Annotated in this window: 12 protein-coding genes; 11 read left to right on the top strand and 1 reads right to left on the bottom strand. The window is 73.9% G+C overall.

All coding sequences use genetic code 11. The features are described 5' to 3' along the window. Positions 1–13 precede the first annotated feature (13 nt). From IE108_RS18670 to IE108_RS18660, 3 genes are all read left to right on the top strand, one after another. On the top strand, positions 14–601 hold the full coding sequence (locus IE108_RS18670) for a sigma-70 family RNA polymerase sigma factor (protein ID WP_064729392.1): 588 nt from the start codon (positions 14–16) through the stop codon (positions 599–601). A gap of 139 nt (positions 602–740) precedes the next feature. Further along, positions 741–2,249, top strand: coding sequence for an IMP dehydrogenase (gene guaB / locus IE108_RS18665; RefSeq protein ID WP_064729393.1), 1,509 nt, complete (start codon positions 741–743; stop codon positions 2,247–2,249). Positions 2,250–2,364: 115 nt separating this feature from the next. Next, on the top strand, positions 2,365–3,489 hold the full coding sequence (locus IE108_RS18660; protein WP_064729394.1) for a GuaB3 family IMP dehydrogenase-related protein: 1,125 nt from the start codon (positions 2,365–2,367) through the stop codon (positions 3,487–3,489). 70 nt (positions 3,490–3,559) lie between these two features. On the opposite strand, the gene IE108_RS18655 is transcribed toward IE108_RS18660, so the two are convergent. Next, the gene (locus IE108_RS18655) at positions 3,560–4,768 is read right to left on the bottom strand and encodes a nucleotide sugar dehydrogenase (protein ID WP_064729395.1); all 1,209 of its coding nucleotides are present in this window, start codon (positions 4,766–4,768) and stop codon (positions 3,560–3,562) included. A gap of 287 nt (positions 4,769–5,055) precedes the next feature. Between IE108_RS18655 and IE108_RS18650 the strand changes: the two genes are divergently transcribed. The 8 genes from IE108_RS18650 (at position 5,056) to IE108_RS18615 (ending at position 20,461) form a co-directional block, all read left to right on the top strand. Then, on the top strand, positions 5,056–6,762 hold the full coding sequence (locus IE108_RS18650; protein ID WP_079163634.1) for a glycerol-3-phosphate dehydrogenase/oxidase: 1,707 nt from the start codon (positions 5,056–5,058) through the stop codon (positions 6,760–6,762). 147 nt (positions 6,763–6,909) lie between these two features. After that, positions 6,910–8,934: a serine/threonine-protein kinase gene (locus IE108_RS18645; RefSeq protein WP_064729397.1), complete on the top strand. Its 2,025-nt coding sequence runs from the start codon at positions 6,910–6,912 to the stop codon at positions 8,932–8,934. A 152-nt stretch (positions 8,935–9,086) separates the two neighbouring features. Further along, a complete protein-coding gene (locus IE108_RS18640) occupies positions 9,087–11,924 on the top strand; it encodes a serine/threonine kinase C-terminal domain-containing protein (RefSeq protein WP_064729398.1) in 2,838 nt (945 codons plus the stop codon). Between the two features lie 145 nt (positions 11,925–12,069). Further along, a complete protein-coding gene (locus IE108_RS18635; RefSeq protein WP_064729399.1) occupies positions 12,070–13,773 on the top strand; it encodes a serine/threonine-protein kinase in 1,704 nt (567 codons plus the stop codon). Positions 13,774–13,891: 118 nt separating this feature from the next. After that, entirely contained in the window at positions 13,892–14,998 is a 1,107-nt protein-coding gene (locus IE108_RS18630; RefSeq protein ID WP_064729400.1) for a serine/threonine-protein kinase, read from the top strand. Between the two features lie 80 nt (positions 14,999–15,078). Continuing rightward, positions 15,079–16,854, top strand: a complete 1,776-nt coding sequence (locus IE108_RS18625) for a serine/threonine-protein kinase (protein ID WP_064729401.1) — start codon at positions 15,079–15,081, stop codon at positions 16,852–16,854. A 104-nt stretch (positions 16,855–16,958) separates the two neighbouring features. Continuing rightward, the gene (locus IE108_RS18620) at positions 16,959–18,572 is read left to right on the top strand and encodes a succinic semialdehyde dehydrogenase (protein ID WP_064729402.1); all 1,614 of its coding nucleotides are present in this window, start codon (positions 16,959–16,961) and stop codon (positions 18,570–18,572) included. Between the two features lie 98 nt (positions 18,573–18,670). Continuing rightward, positions 18,671–20,461 carry a GMC oxidoreductase gene (locus IE108_RS18615; protein ID WP_064729403.1) on the top strand — a complete coding sequence of 597 codons (1,791 nt, stop codon included), beginning with the start codon at positions 18,671–18,673 and terminating at the stop codon, positions 20,459–20,461. The last annotated feature ends 225 nt before the right edge of the window (positions 20,462–20,686 follow it).

Genomic DNA, 20,686 nt, shown 5'->3' with positions numbered 1-20,686 from the left:
GCACGATGGACCGATGCGTGACGACGAGGCGCCCCGTGATCAGGGGACGGTCGGTGGGCTCGTCCACCGCGCCGTCGACGGGGACGAGCAGGCCACGCACGACCTGCTCGCCCATGTCCACCCCCTCGCGCTGCGCTACTGCCGCACCCGTCTGTCCCGCCTGCCCGGCGACGCCCGCCACTTCGTCGAGGACCTCGCCCAGGAGGTCTGCGTCGCCGTGCTGCTCGCGCTGCCCCGCTACAAGGACACCGGGCGCCCCTTCGAGGCGTTCGTCTTCGCCATCGCCGCCCACAAGGTCGCCGACCTGCAGCGCGCGGCGATGCGCCACCCGGGCTCGACCGTCGTCCCGTCCGACGAGATGCCGGAGCGGCCGGACGACTCCCTGGGCCCGGAGGAGCGCGCGCTGCTCAACAGCGACGCCGCCTGGGCCAAGAAACTGCTGGCCAACCTGCCGGAGAACCAGCGCGAGCTGCTCCTGCTGCGCATCGCGGTCGGGCTCACGGCCGAGGAGACCGGCCAGATGTTGGGAATGTCACCCGGTGCCGTGCGCGTCGCCCAGCACCGGGCGCTGAGCCGGCTGCGGGCGCTGGCCGAGCAGTAGTTGCCGCTGTGAACGGACGGCGCCCGCCGTCCGTACAAAACTACGAAGATCGCAGGCCTTCCCGATCGTGGAATGAGCCACGCCCACTTCCCGTTAGCATGGACATCCGCACCGATCAAGGCCATTTGGGGAAGGTGTCATGACTGCCAACGTCGACGGAGTGCCCGGAAAATTCGCGACACTCGGGCTGACCTACGACGACGTGCTGCTGCTGCCGGGCCCGTCGGACATGGCACCCGACGAGATCGACACCGCCTCGTACGTCTCCCGGAACGTGCGGGTCAACATCCCGCTGCTGTCCGCCGCCATGGACAAGGTCACCGAGTCGCGCATGGCGATCGCGATGGCCCGCCAGGGCGGCGTCGGCGTCCTGCACCGCAACCTGTCCATCGAGGACCAGGCCAACCAGGTCGACCTGGTCAAGCGCTCCGAGTCGGGCATGGTGGCCAACCCCATCACCATCCACCCGGACGCCACCCTCGCCGAGGCCGACGCGCTCTGCGCCCGGTTCCGCATCAGCGGCGTGCCGGTCACCGACGGCGCCGGCAAGCTGCTCGGCATCGTCACCAACCGCGACATGGCCTTCGAGACCGACCGCACCCGCCGGGTGAGCGAGGTCATGACGCCGATGCCGCTGGTCACCGGCAAGGTCGGCATCTCCGGCGTGGACGCCATGGAGCTGCTGCGCCGCCACAAGATCGAGAAGCTGCCGCTCGTCGACGACCAGGGCGTCCTCAAGGGCCTCATCACGGTCAAGGACTTCGTCAAGGCCGAGAAGTACCCGAACGCAGCCAAGGACGGCAAGGGCCGCCTGCTGGTCGGCGCCGCGGTCGGCGTCGCCGGCGACGCCTTCGAGCGCGCCCAGGCGCTGATCGAGGCGGGCGTCGACTTCATCGTCGTCGACACCGCGCACGGCCACTCCCGGCTGGTCGGCGACATGGTCGCCAAGATCAAGTCCAACTCGGCGGGCGTCGACGTCATCGGCGGCAACATCGCCACCCGCGACGGCGCCCAGTCCCTCATCGACGCCGGTGTCGACGGCATCAAGGTCGGCGTCGGCCCCGGCTCCATCTGCACCACCCGCGTCGTCGCCGGCATCGGCGTCCCGCAGGTCACGGCCATCTACGAGGCCTCCCTCGCCGCCAAGGAGGCCGGCATCCCGGTCATCGGCGACGGCGGCCTGCAGTACTCCGGCGACATCGCCAAGGCCCTGGTCGCCGGCGCCGACACCGTGATGCTGGGCTCGCTGCTCGCGGGCTGCGAGGAGTCGCCGGGCGAGCTGCTGTTCATCAACGGCAAGCAGTTCAAGTCCTACCGCGGCATGGGCTCGCTGGGTGCCATGCAGACCCGCGGCGACCGCAAGTCGTTCTCCAAGGACCGCTACTTCCAGGAGGGCGTCGCCTCCGACGAGCAGCTCGTCCCCGAGGGCATCGAGGGCCAGGTGCCCTACCGCGGCCCGCTCTCCTCGGTCGTCCACCAGCTGGTCGGCGGGCTGCGCCAGTCGATGTTCTACGTCGGCGGCCGCACCGTGCCGGACCTTCAGGACAACGGCCGGTTCGTGCGGATCACCTCCGCCGGCCTCAAGGAGAGCCACCCGCACGACATCCAGATGACGGTCGAGGCACCGAACTACAGCCGCAGCAAGTAGGCAGCAGCCTCCCGAGGGCGGCCCCGGACCATCCGGGGCCGCCCTCTGCGGTGCCCCGCCGTGTCCGTCGGGGATACTGGAAGGCGCTGCAACGCATCAGGGAAAGGCCACAGACGTGACTGAGATCGAGATCGGGCGCGGCAAGCGCGGCCGCCGGGCGTACGCCTTCGACGACATCGCCGTCGTCCCCAGCCGCCGTACGCGGGACCCGAAGGAGGTCTCGATCGCCTGGCAGATCGACGCCTACCGCTTCGAGCTGCCGTTCCTGGCCGCTCCCATGGACTCGGTCGTCTCGCCGGCCACCGCCATCCGCATCGGCGAACTGGGCGGCCTCGGCGTGCTCAACCTCGAAGGCCTGTGGACCCGGCACGAGGACCCGCAGCCGCTGCTCGACGAGATCGCCGGTCTGGACGCGGAGACCGCGACCCGCCGTCTCCAGGAGATCTACGCGGCCCCCATCAGGGAAGAGCTGATCGGGCAGCGCATCAAGGAGGTGCGCGACTCCGGCGTCGTCACCGCCGCCGCGCTCTCCCCGCAGCGCACCGCCCAGTTCTCCAAGGCCGTCGTGGACGCGGGCGTGGACATCTTCGTCATCCGCGGCACCACGGTCTCCGCGGAGCACGTTTCCGGCTCGCACGAGCCGCTGAACCTCAAGCAGTTCATCTACGAGCTGGACGTCCCGGTCATCGTCGGCGGCTGCGCCACCTACACGGCCGCCCTGCACCTGATGCGCACCGGCGCGGCGGGCGTCCTCGTCGGCTTCGGCGGCGGCGCCGCGCACACCACCCGCAACGTGCTGGGCATCCAGGTGCCCATGGCGACGGCGGTGGCGGACGTGGCGGCGGCCCGCCGCGACTACATGGACGAGTCCGGCGGCCGGTACGTGCACGTGATCGCCGACGGCGGCGTCGGCTGGTCCGGCGACCTGCCCAAGGCCATCGCCTGCGGCGCCGACTCCGTGATGATGGGCTCCCCGCTGGCCCGCGCCACCGACGCGCCGGGCAAGGGCAACCACTGGGGCATGGAGGCCGTCAACGAGGAGCTGCCCCGCGGCAAGAAGGTCGACCTCGGCACGGTCGGCACCATAGAGGAGATCCTCACCGGCCCGTCCCACACCCCGGACGGCTCGATGAACTTCTTCGGGGCACTGCGCCGCGCGATGGCGACGACCGGCTACAGCGAGCTGAAGGAGTTCCAGCGGGTCGAGGTCACCGTCGCGGACTCGCAGCACCGGCGGTAGTCACCCGGACGGCGTAGCGAAGGGGCCCGGAGCAGTCGCTCCGGGCCCCTTCTCGCCGGTCCGGCCCCGCTCAGAGCCGGTGCGCCGCGCCCGTGGGCGTCGCCCCGCGCGTGTCCAGCAGGAGCTGGGCCTTCACCGACAGGCCCTGGAGGTCGTACGTGCGGTGCTGCTGGAGCAGGATCGTGAGGTCGGCGTCGGCGGCGGCCTCGTAGAGGGAGTCCGCCCGGGGGACCGGGCGCCCGGCGACGTTCCAGGACGGGATGTGCGGGTCGTGGTAGCTGACGGCGGCGCCCAGGCCCATCAGGCGGGTCGCGATCTCCTCGGCCGGCGTGGCCTGCTGGTCGGCGAGGTCGGCCTTGTAGGTGACGCCGAGGAGCAGGACGCGGGCGCCGCGCGCCGACTTGCCGTGCTCGTTGAGCAGGGCGGCGGCGCGCTGGACGACGTAGCGGGGCATCTGCGCGTTGACCCGCTGGGCGACCTCGACCATGCGCAGGCTGTGGGGGGCCTGGCCGGTCAGGTCCTGGGGGACGGAGTGGCCGCCGACGCCGGGGCCGGGGCGGAAGGCCTGGAAGCCGAAGGGCTTGGTCTCGGCGCAGCGCAGTACGTCCCACAGGTCGACGCCGAGGTCGTCGCAGAGGACGGCCATCTCGTTGACGAGCGCGATGTTGACGTGGCGGAAATTGGTCTCAAGCAGCTGCACCGTCTCCGCCTCGCGGGGGCCACGCGCGCGTACCACCTTGTCGGTGAGGCGGCCGTAGAAGGCGGCGGCCGACTCGGTGCAGGCGGGGGTGAGGCCGCCGATGACCTTCGGGGTGTTGGCGGGCGTGAAGTCGCGGTTGCCGGGGTCGACGCGGCTGGGGGAGTAGGCGAGGTGGAAGTCGCGGCCCGCGCGCAGTCCGGAGCCCTGTTCCAGGATCGGGCGCAGGAACTCCTCCGTGGTCCCCGGCCGCACCGGGGACTCCAGGATCACCGTGGTGTGCGGGCGCATGTGGGCGGCCAGCGTGCGGGCCGCGGCCTCGACCTGGGTGAGGTCGAGGCCGCCGTCCGGTGCCGGCGGGGTGGGCGCGCAGATGACCGCGGTGCGCACCCGGCCCAGCTCGGCCGGTCCCGCGGCGGTCCGGAAGCCCCCCGAGAGCATCCGGCGCAGCTCGGCGGGGGAGAGGGGGCCGGCCTCGGGGCCGGTCTTGTAGCCGAGGGTGGGGATGCCGGCGGCGACGGCGGCCTGGGCCAGGGGCAGGCCGTACGGGCCGAGTCCGATGACGGCGAGATCTGCGGGCATGGCGTGGGCCGTCCTTCCCAGTAGCCGAAGCGGGACAGGTGCGCAAGCCCGGTGGACAGGATGGGCGAGCACAACGTCAGACTAGGAGTAAATATGACCGATTTGTGGGATTGATCCGCCTCGTTTCGGGTGAGTTTCGACGGTGACCTGCGGGAAGTTGTCCACAGGCGGGGAGCGTGCGGCGGCCGATGTCGGGCAGGCCGGACAGAATCTGGGCATGGTGGGTACGAGGACCCGGGCTTCGCCCGACGGGTGCGGCCGACGCGAGACCACAGCGGGAGGCAGCAGTGAGGACAGCGACACTGGGGCCGGCGCAGCGCGCCGAGTCGCTCGCGGCCATGGCCGAGCGCGAACTGGACGTACTGGTGGTGGGCGCCGGCGTGGTCGGCGCGGGCACCGCGCTGGACGCCGTGACGCGCGGTCTGTCGACCGGCCTGGTCGAGGCGCGGGACTGGGCGTCGGGCACCTCCAGCCGGTCCAGCAAGCTGATCCACGGCGGCCTGCGCTATCTGGAGATGCTCGACTTCGCGCTCGTCCGCGAGGCGCTGAAGGAGCGCGGCCTGCTGCTCGAACGGCTGGCGCCGCACCTGGTGAAGCCGGTGCCGTTCCTCTACCCCTTGCAGCACAAGGGCTGGGAGCGGCTGTACGCGGGCTCGGGCGTCGCGCTCTACGACGCCATGTCCATGGCCCGCGGCCACGGACGCGGCCTGCCGATGCACCGTCACCTGAGCCGCTCTCACGCCCTGCGGGTGGCACCCGCGTTGAAGAAGGACGCGCTCGTCGGCGCGCTCCAGTACTACGACGCGCAGATGGACGACGCCCGCTTCGTCGCCACCCTGGTGCGCACCGCCGCGGCCTACGGCGCCCGGGTCGCCAACCGCGCGCGGGTCACATCCTTCATTCGCGAGGGCGAACGCGTGGTCGGCGCCCGCGTGCAGGACGTCGAGGCGGGCGGCGAGTACGACATCCGCGCCAAGCAGATCGTGAACGCGACCGGCGTGTGGACCGACGACACCCAGTCGATGGTGGGCGAGCGCGGCCAGTTCCACGTCCGCGCCTCCAAGGGCATCCACCTGGTCGTGCCGAAGGACCGCATCCACTCCACCAGCGGGCTGATCCTGCGCACCGAGAAGTCCGTGCTGTTCGTCATCCCCTGGGGCCGGCACTGGATCATCGGCACCACGGACACCGACTGGGACCTCGACAAGGCCCACCCCGCCGCCTCCAGCGCGGACATCGACTACCTCCTGGAGCACGTCAACTCGGTGCTGTCGGTGCCCCTCACACGCGACGACGTCGAGGGCGTCTACGCGGGGCTGCGCCCGCTGCTGGCCGGCGAGTCCGACGCCACCAGCAAGCTCTCGCGCGAGCACACCGTCGCGCACCCGGTGCCGGGCCTGGTCGTCGTGGCGGGCGGCAAGTACACGACGTACCGGGTGATGGCCAAGGACGCGGTGGACGAGGCGGTGCACGGCCTCGACCTACGGGTCGCCGACAGCGTCACCGAGGAGACCCCGCTGCTCGGCGCCGAGGGCTACCACGCGCTGTGGAACGCGCGGGCGCGGATCGCCGCGCGCACCGGCCTGCACGTGGTGCGCGTCGAGCACCTCCTCAACCGGTACGGCTCGCTGGCCGAGGAGGTGCTGGAACTGGTCGCCGAGGACCCCTCGCTGGGCCAACCGCTCCAGGCGGCCGACGACTACCTGCGCGCCGAGGTCGTCTACGCCGCCTCGCACGAGGGCGCGCGGCACCTGGACGACGTCCTCACCCGCCGCACCCGCATCTCCATCGAGACCTTCGACCGCGGTACGCGCAGCGCCCGCGAGGCCGCCGAGCTGATGGCGCCGGTGCTGGGCTGGGACAAGGACCAGATCGAACGCGAGGTCCAGCACTACGAGAAGCGCGTCGAGGCCGAACGCGAGTCGCAGCGCCAGCCGGACGACCTGACGGCCGACGCGGCCCGGCTCGGGGCGCCGGACATCGTGTCCAAGTAGCGGCCGGAGCGGCGGACCCGGACCCTCGGGCCCGCCGCACCACGTCTCCCCCGCGTCCGTCCGGCCCCAGTGGCACCCTGGGCATCGAGCACTTGTCGCGTGAGGGACAATGAAGGCTCTGTCAGGGCGGGTTGCATGAGGGGACGCATGTCGGACGCGGAGCGGGCGGGGACACCCCGTACGGACAAGAGCGCACGTCTCCTCGCCGGGCGTTACCGGCTGGGGGACGTGCTCGGCCGCGGCGGCATGGGCACCGTGTGGCGGGCCGAGGACGAGACCCTGGGGCGCACGGTCGCCGTCAAGGAGCTGCGGTTCCCCGGGAACATCGACGAGGAGGAGAAGCGGCGCCTGATCACGCGCACGCTGCGCGAGGCCAAGGCGATCGCGCGGATCCGCAACAACGGCGCCGTCACCGTCTACGACGTGGTCGAGGAGGACGACCGGCCCTGGATCGTGATGGAACTCGTCGAGGGCAAGTCGCTCGCCGAGGCCATCCGCGAGGACGGCCTGCTGGACCCGAAGCGCGCCGCGGAGGTCGGCCTCGCCGTCCTCGACGTGCTGCGCTCGGCGCACCGCGAGGGCATCCTGCACCGCGACGTGAAGCCGTCCAACGTGCTGATCTCCGAGGACGGCCGCGTCGTGCTCACCGACTTCGGCATCGCCCAGGTCGAGGGCGACCCGTCGATCACCTCCACCGGCATGCTCGTCGGCGCCCCCTCCTACATCTCCCCGGAGCGCGCCCGCGGCCACAAGCCCGGTCCGGCCGCCGACCTCTGGTCGCTCGGCGGGCTGCTGTACGCCGCCGTGGAGGGCACCCCGCCCTACGACAAGGGCTCCGCGATCGCGACCCTCACCGCGGTGATGACGGAGAACCTGGAGGAGCCGAAGAACGCCGGCCCGCTGCGGGACGTCATCTACGGGCTGCTCAACAAGGACCCCGCCCTCCGGCTCGACGACGCCGCCGCCCGCGCCATGCTGACCAAGGTCATCCACGCTCCGGCGGCCGACGAGATCGATCCGGCCGAGGCCACCAAGGTCGTACCGATCCCGCCCCAGCCGGACGAGCGGACGCGGCGGGGCGGCACCGGCGGCAAGCGGGCCGAGGAGGCCGGGGAGCGACTGCGCGGCGCGCTGCGCTCCGTGCGCAAGGCCGCCGTCGGGGCGGGCGCGGCCGGCGCGGCCGCCGCCTCGCGCGGCGGGCAGGGCGGTACGGGCTCCGGGACCGGCGCCGACTCCGGCGCCACGCGGGACGGCACGTCCGGGACCGCCGCCTCCGGTGGCACCGCGGCCGCCGCCACGGGATCCACGCAGGGTTCCGGCACCGGTGCGCAGAGCGGGAACGCCTCGGGCGGCGCGCGCAGTTCCGGCTGGCCCGTGGTGCCGCCGCCGGACCTGCCGGCCAGGCCCGTCCCCCGGGCGCCGCTCACCGACGTGGTGCCGCGCCGGACGCTGATCGTCATCGCCGTGGTCGTGGCCCTCGCCGTGCTCGGCACCGTGCTGGCCCTCACCCTCGGCGGCGGCGACGACAAGGGCGCCGAGGGCGCCGGCGGCGGGACCACCGCATCGGCGGGCCCGAGCGACGAGACCAAGCAGGACGACGAGGGCGGCACCGGCACCGACGGCGCCGCCTCCGACCCCGCCGAGGACCAGGACGCGTCCAGCGCGCCGGACGACGGCGCGAGCGCGTCCGGCGACGCGGGCGGCAAGTCGCCGGGCACCGGCGAGTCCGGCGCGGGCAAGGGCGCGGCCGCCACCCACAAGGGCGGCCAGGGCTACCGCATCGGGCTGCCCGAGGGCTGGAGGTTCAGCTCCACGGGCGCCTCGGGCGACCGGTTCACCGGCCCCTCCGGACAGAAGCTGCTGGTCGCCTGGACCTCCACCCCCAAGGGGGACCCAGTCGCCGACTGGAAGAACCAGGAGCGGTACATGGTCCGCTCGCAGTACAAGAAGATCCGCATAGAGAAGGTGGACTACCGGGGCTGGAACACGGCCGACTGGGAGTTCACCTACGCCGACGGCGGCACCGACTACCGCACCGTGGACCGGGGTTTCGTGGTCAGCGGCGACCAGGGCTACGCGCTCATGTACACCGCCAGGGCCGACGACTGGGACGGCGACCTGCGGCGGGACACCTGGCGGACCCTGACGGAGACCTTCGAACCCAAGTCCTGAGCGGGCGGGCCCGGGTTTGAGCGGCGCGATATCTGGCATCAGCTCTTTGCGGGTTGCCTCCGGCACGTATCGTGAGTGCTTGCGGACCGTACGCAGCCGGAACGGCCCGCCGGGCGAACGGAATTGACCGACGGGCTGCCGGGGGTGGCGACGTGGACGACTATGCGGGACGGGTGCTCGCCGACCGCTACCGCCTGCCCCTGCCGCCGTCCGACGAGTACGAACTCACCGAGACCCCGGCCTTCGACACGTACAGCGGGCAGGAAGTCCTGGTCCGGCAGGTGCCGTTGCCCGAGGTGGTCGAGGCGGAGGTGCTCGACGCCGACGGGCTGCCCGACGGCTTCACGGCCCGTGACGGCGGCGCCCGGCACCCCGGCAGGCGGTCCGCCGCCGGGGGCGGCGTCCGGCGCCCGGCCGACCCCGTGGTGCGGCGCGCCGTCGAGGCCGCGCAGGCCGCCGCCGCCGTGCCCGACCACCCGCGGCTCGACCAGGTCTTCGACGTCTTCGCCGAGGGCGGCTCGCTGTGGATCGTCAGCGAACTGGTCGCCGCGCGGCCGCTGGCCGCGCTGCTCGCCGAGCAGTCGCTGACGCCGTACCGCGCGGCGGAGGTGGCCTCCGACATCCTCCTCGCGCTGCGCGTCCTGCACACCTACGGCTGGGTGCACCGCAACATCACCGCCCGCACCGTGCTGGTCTGCGACGACGGGCGCGTCATGCTGACCGGCCTGGCGGTCGGCGCGGCCGAGGAGGCGCTGTGCGGGTACGACCCCGTCCCGCCGCCGGACGAGGACCCCGCGCCCGGCCCGCTCGACCCGGGCGGCACCTTCGGCCCCGGCGGCACGCCCCGCCAGGCCGTCACGGGGCCCGGGACGTCCGGTGCGGCAGTGGCGCGGGGCGGAATCCTCGGCCCCGGTGACGCCGACCCGGAGGCCGCGAGGCGGGCCGCGATCGAGGCGCGGGGCGTCGGCGGGCTGCCGGTGCCCGGGGCCGCGGGGCCGGGCACGCCGGCCGGGCTCGCGCCCGCGCGGCTCGACACCAGCGGCGACGTCCGCGCCGCGCGCGCCGGGGCCATCGCCGCCTACCGCGCCGGGGCCCGGGCCGCCGCCCGCGTCCAGGAGGCCCAGAACGGCCGCGCGGCCCTGCCGGGCGCCCGCCCCGCCCCCGACGACACCACCGTCCCGCCGCACCAGGGACCCGGGGGAGGTCACCCCGGGCTGCCCGGCCAGGGCGCGGGACACCCGGGGTCGGGCTCCCCGTTCCCCCTCGGCACCGACCGCCCGCCGTACCCGCCCACGGCGGGCGAGGAGCCGCCCCCGCGTTTCGAGGGTGCCGGCCACGCCGTCGACCCCACGGGCCAGGGCGCCGAAGGTCACGGACCCGGGCGTGCCGACGGCACGGGCTGGTCCTCCCGGCCCACCGGAACCGGGTCGCCCTACGGCACCGACCCCGCCGGCCGGTCCGCCGAGGGCGCCCCGCCCGGGCAGATCGCCGACCCCTACGGCGTAGGCACGACCGCCTGGCACGGTGCCACGCCCCGCACCGGGGGCGACCCCGCGTCCGCCCCGCCGCGGGCCACCGGCGGGCCCGGGGTCCGGCCCGTGCCCGGGGCAGCGCCCGGCCGGGCCCTGCCCCCCGTGCCCCGGCAGGGCGACCCCGACCCCCCGCACGAGGGCGGTCCCGCGGTCTCCGGGCACTGGGACGACCTCGTCGCCCGCACCCCGGCATCGCGCGGACCCGCCACCGCGCTCGCCGCCGAGCGGGCCCGGCAGACGCGGATGGCCGTCGTCGGGCCGGTGACCGAGCGCTGGGCGCCGGAGCAGGCCGGGCCGGTGCACGAGAACTGGCAGCTGGCCGCGCCCATCGGCCCCGCCACCGACCTGTGGGCGCTGGGCGCGCTGCTCTACCGCGCCGTGCAGGGACACGCGCCCTACCCGGAGGAGTCCACCGCCGAACTGGTGCAGATCGTGTGCGCCGAGCCGCCGGCGTTCGCCGAGGAGTGCGGGCCGCTGCGGCCGGTCGTCGAGTCGCTGCTGCGTCAGGACCCCACCGAGCGCATCGACTTCGAGGAACTGCGCGGCTGGCTGCGCTCCCTGGTGCGCTCCGCGCCCGAGCCGGAGGCCGGCCTGCACGTCGTCTCGGCCCCGCCCGCCGAGACCGCGCACAGCCGGCTGCCCATCCTGCGCCGCCGCGGTGAGCTGGTCCGCCGCCGCCGGGCCGGGCTGCCCGCGCACCACGGCCGCCACAAGCGGGGCCGCGAAGAACCGGCCCGCTCCCCGCGCAGCCTCGGCCGCACCCTGCTCCTGCTGATACTGCTCGCCCTGGCCGGGGCCGTCGCGTACGCCATGTTCTTCCTGCCGAAGAACGACACCGGCGACTCCGGAGCCGCCGACCGGACCGGATCCGCCGGTGACGCGAGCCAGGCGCCGCCCGCCGGTTCACCGGACGTCAGCAGCGAGCCCCGGCCCGAGCAGACCTCCCCCGACCCCACCCCCGGCGACTCCGAGAGCGACGGCGGCTCCACCGAGACGCAGTCGAACGTCGCCGACGGCTTCACCCTGCGCAAGGACCCGGAGGGCTTCCGCGTCGCCGTCGCCGAGGACTGGACCCGCACCCCCCGCAACGGCAGCGGCCAGGTCGTGTACGGCAAGGGCGACTTCGAGCTGCTCGTCGTGCCCGGCCGGGACCGCACCTCCGAGTTCGGCGACGACCCGATGGTCTACCAGCGGGACAGCGAGCCCGAGTTGGCGCCCTACCGCGCCTCCAGCTGGGCCACCTCCAGCGGGCTGAAGACCATCGAGGTCGGCGGACGGACCATGGCGGAGGGGCAGTTCACCTGGACCGGCGCGAGCGGCGAGCTGTTCGTGCGCAACGTCGCCATCCTCATCGACGGCCGCTACCACGTGGTCCAGGTGCGGGGCCCGGAGGCCGAACGGGACGAGGTGGGCCGGCTCTTCGAACAGGCGTCGGCGACCTACCAGTACACGCGTTGACCGCAGTTCGTCCCGATGGTTGCCTCCCGTCACGGAAAGCGACAACCGTCACAGAGCGGTTTCCATGCGACCCCAGCCGTTCCCCGAAGGGGGGCCGGTCCCTAGTCTGGCCCTGACAAGACCATTGCGGGGCAACGTGAATCAGATGCAGGGCCGGCTCGTCGCGGGCCGTTACCGGCTCGGGGACACCATCGGCAGCGGCGGCATGGGCCGCGTGTGGCGCGCACACGACGAGGTGCTGAACCGGACCGTCGCCATCAAGGAACTGACCGCCGCGCTCTACGTCTCCGAGAGCGACCAGGCGATCCTGCTGGCACGCACCCGGGGCGAGGCGCGCGCGGCGGCGCGGATCAACCACTCGGCCGTCGTCACCGTGCACGACGTCCTCGAACACGACGGCCGCCCCTGGATCGTGATGGAGCTGGTCGAGGGCCGCTCACTGGCCGACGCGGTCAAGGAGGAGGAGCGCGTCGATCCGCGCGAGGCGGCCCGCATCGGCCTGTGGGTCCTGCGCGCCCTGCGCGCCGCGCACACCGCCGGCGTCCTGCACCGCGACGTCAAGCCGGGCAACGTCCTGCTCGCCGACGACGGCCGGGTGCTGCTCACCGACTTCGGCATCGCGCAGATCGAGGGCGACAGCACCATCACCCGCACCGGCGAGGTCGTCGGCTCCGTCGACTACCTCGCGCCCGAGCGGGTGCGCGGCCACGACCCCGGCCCCGCCTCCGACCTGTGGGCGCTCGGAGCGACGCTGTACACGGCGGTGGAGGGCAGATCGCCGTTCCGCCGCACGTCACCGCTCACCACCATGCAGGCCGTGGTCGAGGAGGAGGCCGGCGAGCCAAGGTACGCCGGCCCGCTCGCGCCCGTCATCAGCGCGTTCCTGCGCAAGGACCCGGAGGCGCGGCCCGACGCGACCGAGGCCGAGCACCTGCTCGCCCAGGCGGCCGAGGGACGGCGGCCCGACGCGGCCCAGGCCTACGTGCCGACCACCCACCACACGGGCCCGGTGCGGCAGGGCGACACCCTCCACCAGGGGACGCCGGGTACGCCCACCGCGACGCCGTACCCGCCGGTGACCGGGCCCACCGCGAGCGTCGGGCACCACGCGACCGGCCCCACCGCCCACGGGTACCCGGCGGGCCCCGCGGCGCCCGGCCCCGCGCACCCCGGGCCCGCGGGGCGCCGTCGCCAGGGCCGCCTGCGCACCGTCGCCCTGGTCGTCGCCGTCGCCGCCCTGATCGGCGCGGGCACCGCCGTCCTGCTCCAGCAGCGCGACGACGGCGGCGGCACGCAGGCCGGCCCCGACCCCACCGGCACGGCGTCCACCACGCCGTCGGGTTCCCCCACCGACGGCAAGGGTCCAGGCGGTTCGGTCCCGGACGACTGGACCCGCCGCGACGACCCGCTGGGTTTCAGCCTCTACCTGCCCAAGGACTGGACGCGCGAGGCCTTCGACGACGAGGGCGAACTCAAGCAGGGCGACTACAGCCCCGACGGCGGCAAGCACCTGCTGCGCGTGTCCGTCGACACCGCCCCCGACTACAACGACCCGCACGCGCACCAGCTGGACCTGGAGGTCCAGCTCCAGCGGCTGGTGGACTACCGGCGGGTCACCCTGGAGCGCGGCACCTACCGCGACCGCGACAGCGCCCGCTGGGAGTACACCTGGACCGCGCTGGCCAAGGACACGCCCTTCCCGGGCCCGCGCCGCGCCGTCGCGCACACGTACATCTCCCGGGCCGGCGTCGAGTACGCCCTCAACATGTCGGGGCCCGCCGCCGACTGGCCGACCACCGAGCGGCAGTTCGCAGCGGTGCTCCAGAGCTGGCAGGAGCGGACGGGCTGAGACCCGCCCGCGTGGCGCCGGACGCCGGCGGACACCCTCCCAACGGCCCTCGCGCACCCGTCGGTTGTCGGCCACGCGCCGGGCGACGGCGCGGAGGCCTCGCGTCCGGTGGGGCATCATGGGACGCATGGTGACCGAGGGGGCCGGCGGGCGTGTCGTCGCGGGCCGTTACCGGCTCCACGAGCGGCTCGGCAGCGGCGGCATGGGGGTCGTCTGGCGGGCCACCGACCAACTGCTCGTCCGCGAGGTGGCCGTGAAGGCGCTGCCCCTCGACGAGACCCTCTCCGCGGCCGAGGCCCGGCTGCGCCGGGAGCGCACCCTGCGGGAGGCCCGCGCGGTCGCCCAGCTGCGCCATCCGCACGTCGTCGTCGTGCACGACGTCGTCGAGGACGACGCCCACGCGTACATGGTCATGGAACTCGTCGACGGCGGCTCGCTCGCCGACCGCGTCGTCGCCCGCGGCCCGGTCGGCCCCCGCGAGGCCGCGCGGATCGGCATCGCGCTGCTCGACGCCCTGCGCACCGCCCACGCGGCCGGCGTCCTGCACCGGGACCTGAAGCCGTCCAACGTGCTGATCGCCGAGGACGGCCGGGTCGTGCTCACCGACTTCGGCGTCGCCCAGGTCGCGGGCTCCACCACGCTCACCGAGAGCGGCTCCTTCGTCGGCTCGCCCGAGTACACCGCGCCGGAGCGGATGTCCGGCGCCGGGACCGGGCCGGAGTCCGACCTGTGGTCCCTGGGCGTCCTGCTGTGCGCGATCCTCAGCGGCGCGTCCCCCTTCCACCGGGACTCGCTGGGCGGCGTCCTGCACGCCGTGGTCACCGAGGAGATCCACCCGCCCGCCCAGACCGGACCGCTCCTCCCGGTCGTCCGCGGCCTCCTCGAACGCGACCCCCGGCGGCGGCTGGACGCGGCGGAGGCAGACCGGATGCTGCGCCTCTACCTGAGCACCGGCCGCCCGCCCGCCACGACCGCGGCCCGGGCGTCCCGGCGGCTGAGGCGGAGCGTCCTGGCCGCGGTGCTGCTGGCCGTCGCGGCGGCCGGCGCGGGCGTCTCGGCCGCCGTGCTGCTCGTGGACGGGGACGACGGCGGGGGCGGAGCGCCGGCGAGTTCGTCCCCCGCCACGCCGACGACCCCGACGCCACCGCACGGGTCTGCCTCGGTCTCGCCGTCCGGGGCCCCGTCCGCGCACGCGTCCCCGGCATCCCGTCCAAAGGGGAGATAAGCGGCAACCCGCGTCACGGGTCTGTGACGGCCGGGCACCCGCGCTGGAACCGGACACGCCTGGCGCGATATCGATGGACCATGAGCAGCAACGGGGGAGCGCACAGGGGACCGGACGAGCACAGGGGACCGGACGAGCCGACGAGCTTCGGCCTGCGACCACCGGACCAGCCGGTCGCGGTACCGCACCCGGGCAACCCGTACGCCACACCGACCCAGGTCGTCCCGCCGCGGCCGACGCCCTCGCCCGCGCCGGACGCCTCGGGCCACGCCCCGTCCACCCCGGCTCCGTCCGGCCACGCCCCGTCCGCCGCGCCGCCGCCGGCCTCCGCCCCGGCCGCGCCGGACCCGGGCGCGGGACGCCTGATCGCGGGCCGCTACCGGCTGCTCGCCAAGCTCGGGCACGGCGGCATGGGCACGGTCTGGCGGGCCAAGGACGAGACCGTGGACCGCGAGGTGGCCGTCAAGGAGCCCCGCGTCCCCGACCACCTGCCCGAGCGGGAACGGGACAACGCCTTCGAGCGGATGCGCCGCGAGGCCCGCGCCGCGGCCCGGCTCGACCACCCCGGCGTGGTCAACGTGCACGACGTCGCGGTCGTCGACGGACGGCCCTGGATCGTGATGGAGCTGGTGCGGGGCCGCTCCCTGGGCGACGCGCTGCAGGAGGGCACGCTGGACGCCCGCGAGGCGGCCCGGATCGGTCTCGAGGTGCTCGGCGCGCTGGAGGCCGCCCACGCGGCCGGTGTCCTGCACCGGGACGTGAAGCCGGACAACGTGCTGCTCGGCCGGCACGACCGGGTCGTCCTCACCGACTTCGGCATCGCCCAGATCGAGGGCGAGACCAACCTGACCGACACCGGCGGCTTCGTCGGCTCGCCCGAGTACATCGCCCCGGAGCGGGTGCTGGGCCGGCGTCCGGGCCCGGCGAGCGACCTGTGGTCGCTGGGCGTGGTGCTGTACGCGGCGACGGAGGGCGTCTCGCCGTTCCGCCGCAGCAACACCCCGGCCACCCTGCAGTCGGTGCTCAACGCCACCCCCGCGCCGCCCGCCGCCGCGCAGGGCCCGCTGGCCGAGGTGATCACGGCCCTGCTGGACAAGGACCCGGCGCGCCGCCCGGACGCCGCCCGGGTGCGGGGCCTGCTGACCGCCGCCGCCGAGCCGCCCGCGTCGCCGCCCACCCAGGTCGTGCGGGTCGCCGCGGCGGACGGGCCGCCGGCGCCGGTCTCCCGGTGGGGCGTCCGGCTGGGCCGCAACGCCTGGATCACCCTCGGCGCGGTCGTCGTCGCGGCCGCGGTGGCGTCGTACCTCGTGGTCGCGGACCCCTTCGCGGGCCCCCTGCCGGACGGCTGGAAGCAGCAGGAGCTGGACGCGAAGGTCGGGATGGGCGTCGCCCTGCCCGCCGAGTTCGTGAAGCAGAAGCACCCCGACGACTGGGACGGCACCAACGAGACGTTCACCGACCCGAGCGGCGCGGTCAGCGTCCTCGTCGACCGCGACATCAAGGCCGACGACAAGACGGGCGAGATCCCCGAGACGGCGATGGCGGCCGCCTGGGCGGACTGGGACACCTTCAAGGACGGCGAGTACTCCTACGGCTTCGCCGACGACCCCGCACCCAAGGGCGAGCCGAGCGAGACCGAGTACGAGGGCCGCAAGGCCGCCGAGAACACCGTCGAGTACGTGACCACGGACTCGCAGAACCCCCGGCCGCGCGAGTTCCACATCGTGTACTACCGGGCGGGAGACGGCGACCTGTACAAGGTGTCGATCGACTACCCGCGCAAGGGCTACTTCGCCGACGAGGGACGGGAGGTCGCCCGCACGGTCGTCGCCAACTGGACGGTCGCAACGCCCTGATCAGCGGGTTTGTTGCCAGCGATCACTGGCGGCATGTGAGTACTCGGTGAATCCCTATTACCGACGGGTACACAAAGGCCGCGCGGCGTCATACCCTGCGGCTCATGACGGACGCGCAGGCCCCGGAAATCACCGGCACGAACCCCCTCGCCCCCTCCCCGGAGGGCGCCCGCACCGCTGCCGACGTGGTCACGCCCGAGCTGGTCGCCCAGCTCACCAAGGGCGTGGCCGGCTCCGGCCGCACCGCCAACCACTCGCCGTTCACCGGCGAGAAGCTCGCCGACCTGCCCGAGTCGACGCCGGAGGACGTGTCCCGCGCCTTCGAACAGGCCCGCGCCGCCCAGGCCGTGTGGGCGCGCACCCCGCTGCGGCGGCGCGCCGCGGTGCTGCTGCGCTTCCACGACCTGGTCCTGGAGCGGCAGGCCGAGGTCCTCGACCTCATCCAGCTGGAGACCGGCAAGGCCAGGCTGCACGCCCACGAGGAGGTCCAGGCCGTCGCCGTCGCCGCCCGGCACTACGGCCGCAAGGCGCCCGCGTATCTGCGGCCCAAGCGGCACACCGGCGCCGTGCCGACGCTGACGAAGGTCACCGAACTGCGCCACCCGCGCGGTGTCGTCGGCCAGATCGTCCCGTGGAACTACCCGTTCGAGCTGTCCGTCGGCGACGCCCTGCCCGCCCTCGTCGCGGGCAACGCGGTCGTGATGAAGCCGGACACCGAGTCCTGCCTGACCGCCCTGTGGGCCCGCGACCTGCTGATCGAGGCCGGACTGCCGGCCGACGTCCTCCAGGCCGTCATCGGCGTCGGCCCGGTCATCGGGCCCGAGGTCGTCAAGCACGGCGACTACGTGTCCTTCACCGGCTCCACCCGCACCGGACGCGAGGTCGCGACCGTCGCCGCGGACCGGCTGGTCGGCGTCTCGCTGGAACTCGGCGGCAAGAACGCCATGCTGGTCCTGGACGACGCCGACGTCGAGAAGGCGGCGGCGGGCGCCGTGCGCGCGTGCTTCTCCTCCGCCGGCCAGCTGTGCGTCTCCATCGAGCGGCTCTACGTCCACGAGTCGGTCGCCGACGCCTTCCTCGACCGCTTCGCCGCCCGCACCCGCGCGATGCGGCTGGGCAGCGCGCTGGCGTACGGCGCGGACATGGGGTCGCTGGTCAGCGGCCACCAGCTGGAGACCGTCAAGCGCCACGTGGAGGACGCCGTCGCCAAGGGCGCGCGGATCGTCGCCGGCGGTGTGGCCCGGCCGGACCTCGGCCCGTACTTCTACGAGCCGACGATCCTCGACGGCGTCACGGACGAGATGACGCTGTGCTGCGAGGAGACCTTCGGCCCGGTGGTCTCCGTGTACCGCTTCTCCGACGTGGACGAGGTCGTCGACCGCGCCAACGCCACGCCGTACGGCCTGAACTCGTCGGTCTGGACCACGAACGCCCGCCGCGGCCGCGAGGTCGCCGCCCGCCTGCGCACCGGCACGGTCAACATCAACGAGGGCTACGCCTCCGCCTACGGCAGCGTGCAGTCGCCGATGGGCGGCATGAAGGAGTCCGGACTCGGCCGCCGGCACGGCTCCGAGGGCATCCTCAAGTACACCGAGTCGCAGACCGTCGCCCACCAGCGCCTGCTGCCGATGGCCCCCTCGCTGGGCATGGACGACGAGAAGTACGCGGCCTTCATGAGCCGTAGCCTCCGCCTCATGAAGGCATTCCGGTTCAGGTGACCGCTCAGGGGCGCGGGGCCGCATCGACACGCGGCTCCGCCGCCCGGGCGCGACCGGCCACGCATCAGCCGCACGTGAAACCCGACGAGGAGACCCCCGTGCCTCAAGACGCCTACGACTACGACGTCCTGATAGTCGGTTCCGGCTTCGGCGGATCCGTCACCGCCCTGCGCCTCACCGAGAAGGGCTACGACGTCGGCGTCCTGGAAGCCGGCCGCCGCTTCACCCGGGAGTCGCTGCCCAAGAACTCCTGGGACCTCAAGAGCTACCTCTGGGCCCCCAGGCTCGGCATGTTCGGCATCCAGCGCATCCACCTGCTCGGGAATGTCATGGTCCTGGCAGGCGCCGGCGTGGGCGGCGGCTCCCTCAACTACGCCAACACCCTCTACGTGCCGCCGAAGCCGTTCTTCGAGGACCCCCAGTGGCGCGACATCACCGACTGGCACGAGGAGCTGACGCCGTACTACGACCAGGCGCGGCGGATGCTCGGGGTCCGGCTGAACCCGACCATGACCCCGTCCGACGTGCACCTGAAGGCCGCCGCCGAGCGGATGGGCGTCGGGGACAGCTTCCACATGGCGCCGGTCGGCGTCTTCTTCGGCGACGGCGAGGACTCCGACGGCCGGGCGCGGGCGAAGCCGGGGGAGCGGGTGCCCGACCCCTACTTCGGCGGCGCGGGCCCCGACCGCAAGGCCTGCAACGAGTGTGGCGAGTGCATGACGGGCTGCCGGCACGGCGCGAAGAACACCCTCAACGAGAACTACCTGTACCTCGCCGAGAAGGCGGGCGCGGTCGTGCACCCGATGACGACGGTCGTCTCGGTCACCGAGGACTCGCGCGGCGGCTTCGCGGTCGCCACCCTCCCCACCGACCGGCAGAAGAAGGGCGCCGGCCGCACCTTCACGGCCCGCCGGGTCGTCATCGCCGCGGGCACCTACGGCACCCAGACCCTCCTGCACCGCATGAAGGCGGGGGGCCAGCTCGCCCACATATCCGACAAGCTCGGCGAGCTGACCCGCACCAACTCCGAGGCCCTGGTCGGCGCCCAGACCGACGACCGCCGCTACCGCAGGGCCACCGGCGAGGACCGCGCCGACTTCACGCGCGGGGTCGCGATCACGTCCTCGATCCACCCGGACGCCAACACCCACATCGAGCCGGTCCGCTACGGCAAGGGCTCCAACTCGATGGGCGGCCTGTCGATCCTCCAGGTCCCCTACGCCGGGCAGACCGCCTCCGGCACCTCCCGCGTCCTGGGCTTCCTCGGCCACGCGGCCCGGCACCCGCTGCTGGTCCTGCGCTCGCTGTCCAACCGCAAGTGGTCCGAGCGGACCATCATCGGCCTGGTCATGCAGTCGCTGGACAACTCCCTGACCACGCACCTGAAACCGACGGGCGTCGGCAAGGGCCTGCTCACCGCGCGCCAGGGCCACGGCTCGCCCAACCCCAAGCAGATCAAGGCCGCCACCGAGGGCGCCTCCGCACTCGCCGCCGAGATCAACGGCTTCGCGGGCTCCAACGTCGGGGAGCTGATGGGCACCCCGCTCACCGCCCACTTCCTCGGCGGCTGCCCGATCGGCGCCTCCCGCGAGACCGGCGTCATCGACCCGTACCACCGGCTCTACGGCCACCCCGGCATCTCGGTCGTGGACGGCGCCGCCGTCTCCGCCAACCTGGGCGTCAACCCGTCCCTGACCATCACGGCACAGGCCGAGCGGGCGCTGTCGTACTGGCCGAACAAGGGCGAGAGCGACCCGCGCCCCGCGCAGGGGACGGCGTACCGGCGGCTGGCGCCGGTGGAGCCGAAGTCCCCCGCGGTCCCTGCGGAGGCCTTCGGCGCGCTGCGCCTGCCGTTCCTGGGGATGCCGGCGGTACCGCCGAAGGAGTAGCGCGAGGGGCGCGAAGGAGGTGAGGGGGACCCGCACCCCCCTCCGAGCGCGGGTCCCCCTCCACACGGGCGCGGCACAGCCGCCGTCCGTGGGATGCCTCGGAATGTTGGATCGGTGAACCCTGTGAATGGTTGCCCCGACTTCACAGAACCCTTATGTGGCTTACATCACGTACGTGCCGCATAGCCCGGACGCCGGACACGGCGAAGGGCCCCGCGGACTACG

Source organism: Streptomyces parvulus (assembly GCF_014648855.1).
In the GTDB taxonomy this organism is placed as follows: Bacteria; Actinomycetota; Actinomycetes; order Streptomycetales; family Streptomycetaceae; genus Streptomyces; species Streptomyces parvulus.
This window is presented reverse-complemented; position numbering and strand designations above follow the sequence as displayed.

Bases quoted from the DNA above. Each gene is read 5' to 3' on its own strand.
- guaB (WP_064729393.1), top strand. From the start codon at position 741: ATGACTGCCAACGTCGACGGAGTGCCCGGAAAATTCGCGACACTCGGG.
- IE108_RS18630 (WP_064729400.1), top strand. From the start codon at position 13,892: ATGGGACGCATGGTGACCGAGGGGGCCGGCGGGCGTGTCGTCGCGGGC.
- IE108_RS18625 (WP_064729401.1), top strand. From the start codon at position 15,079: ATGAGCAGCAACGGGGGAGCGCACAGGGGACCGGACGAGCACAGGGGA.
- IE108_RS18645 (WP_064729397.1), top strand. From the start codon at position 6,910: ATGTCGGACGCGGAGCGGGCGGGGACACCCCGTACGGACAAGAGCGCA.
- IE108_RS18620 (WP_064729402.1), top strand. From the start codon at position 16,959: ATGACGGACGCGCAGGCCCCGGAAATCACCGGCACGAACCCCCTCGCC.
- IE108_RS18670 (WP_064729392.1), top strand. From the start codon at position 14: ATGCGTGACGACGAGGCGCCCCGTGATCAGGGGACGGTCGGTGGGCTC.
- IE108_RS18655 (WP_064729395.1), bottom strand. From the start codon at position 4,768: ATGCCCGCAGATCTCGCCGTCATCGGACTCGGCCCGTACGGCCTGCCC.
- IE108_RS18635 (WP_064729399.1), top strand. From the start codon at position 12,070: ATGCAGGGCCGGCTCGTCGCGGGCCGTTACCGGCTCGGGGACACCATC.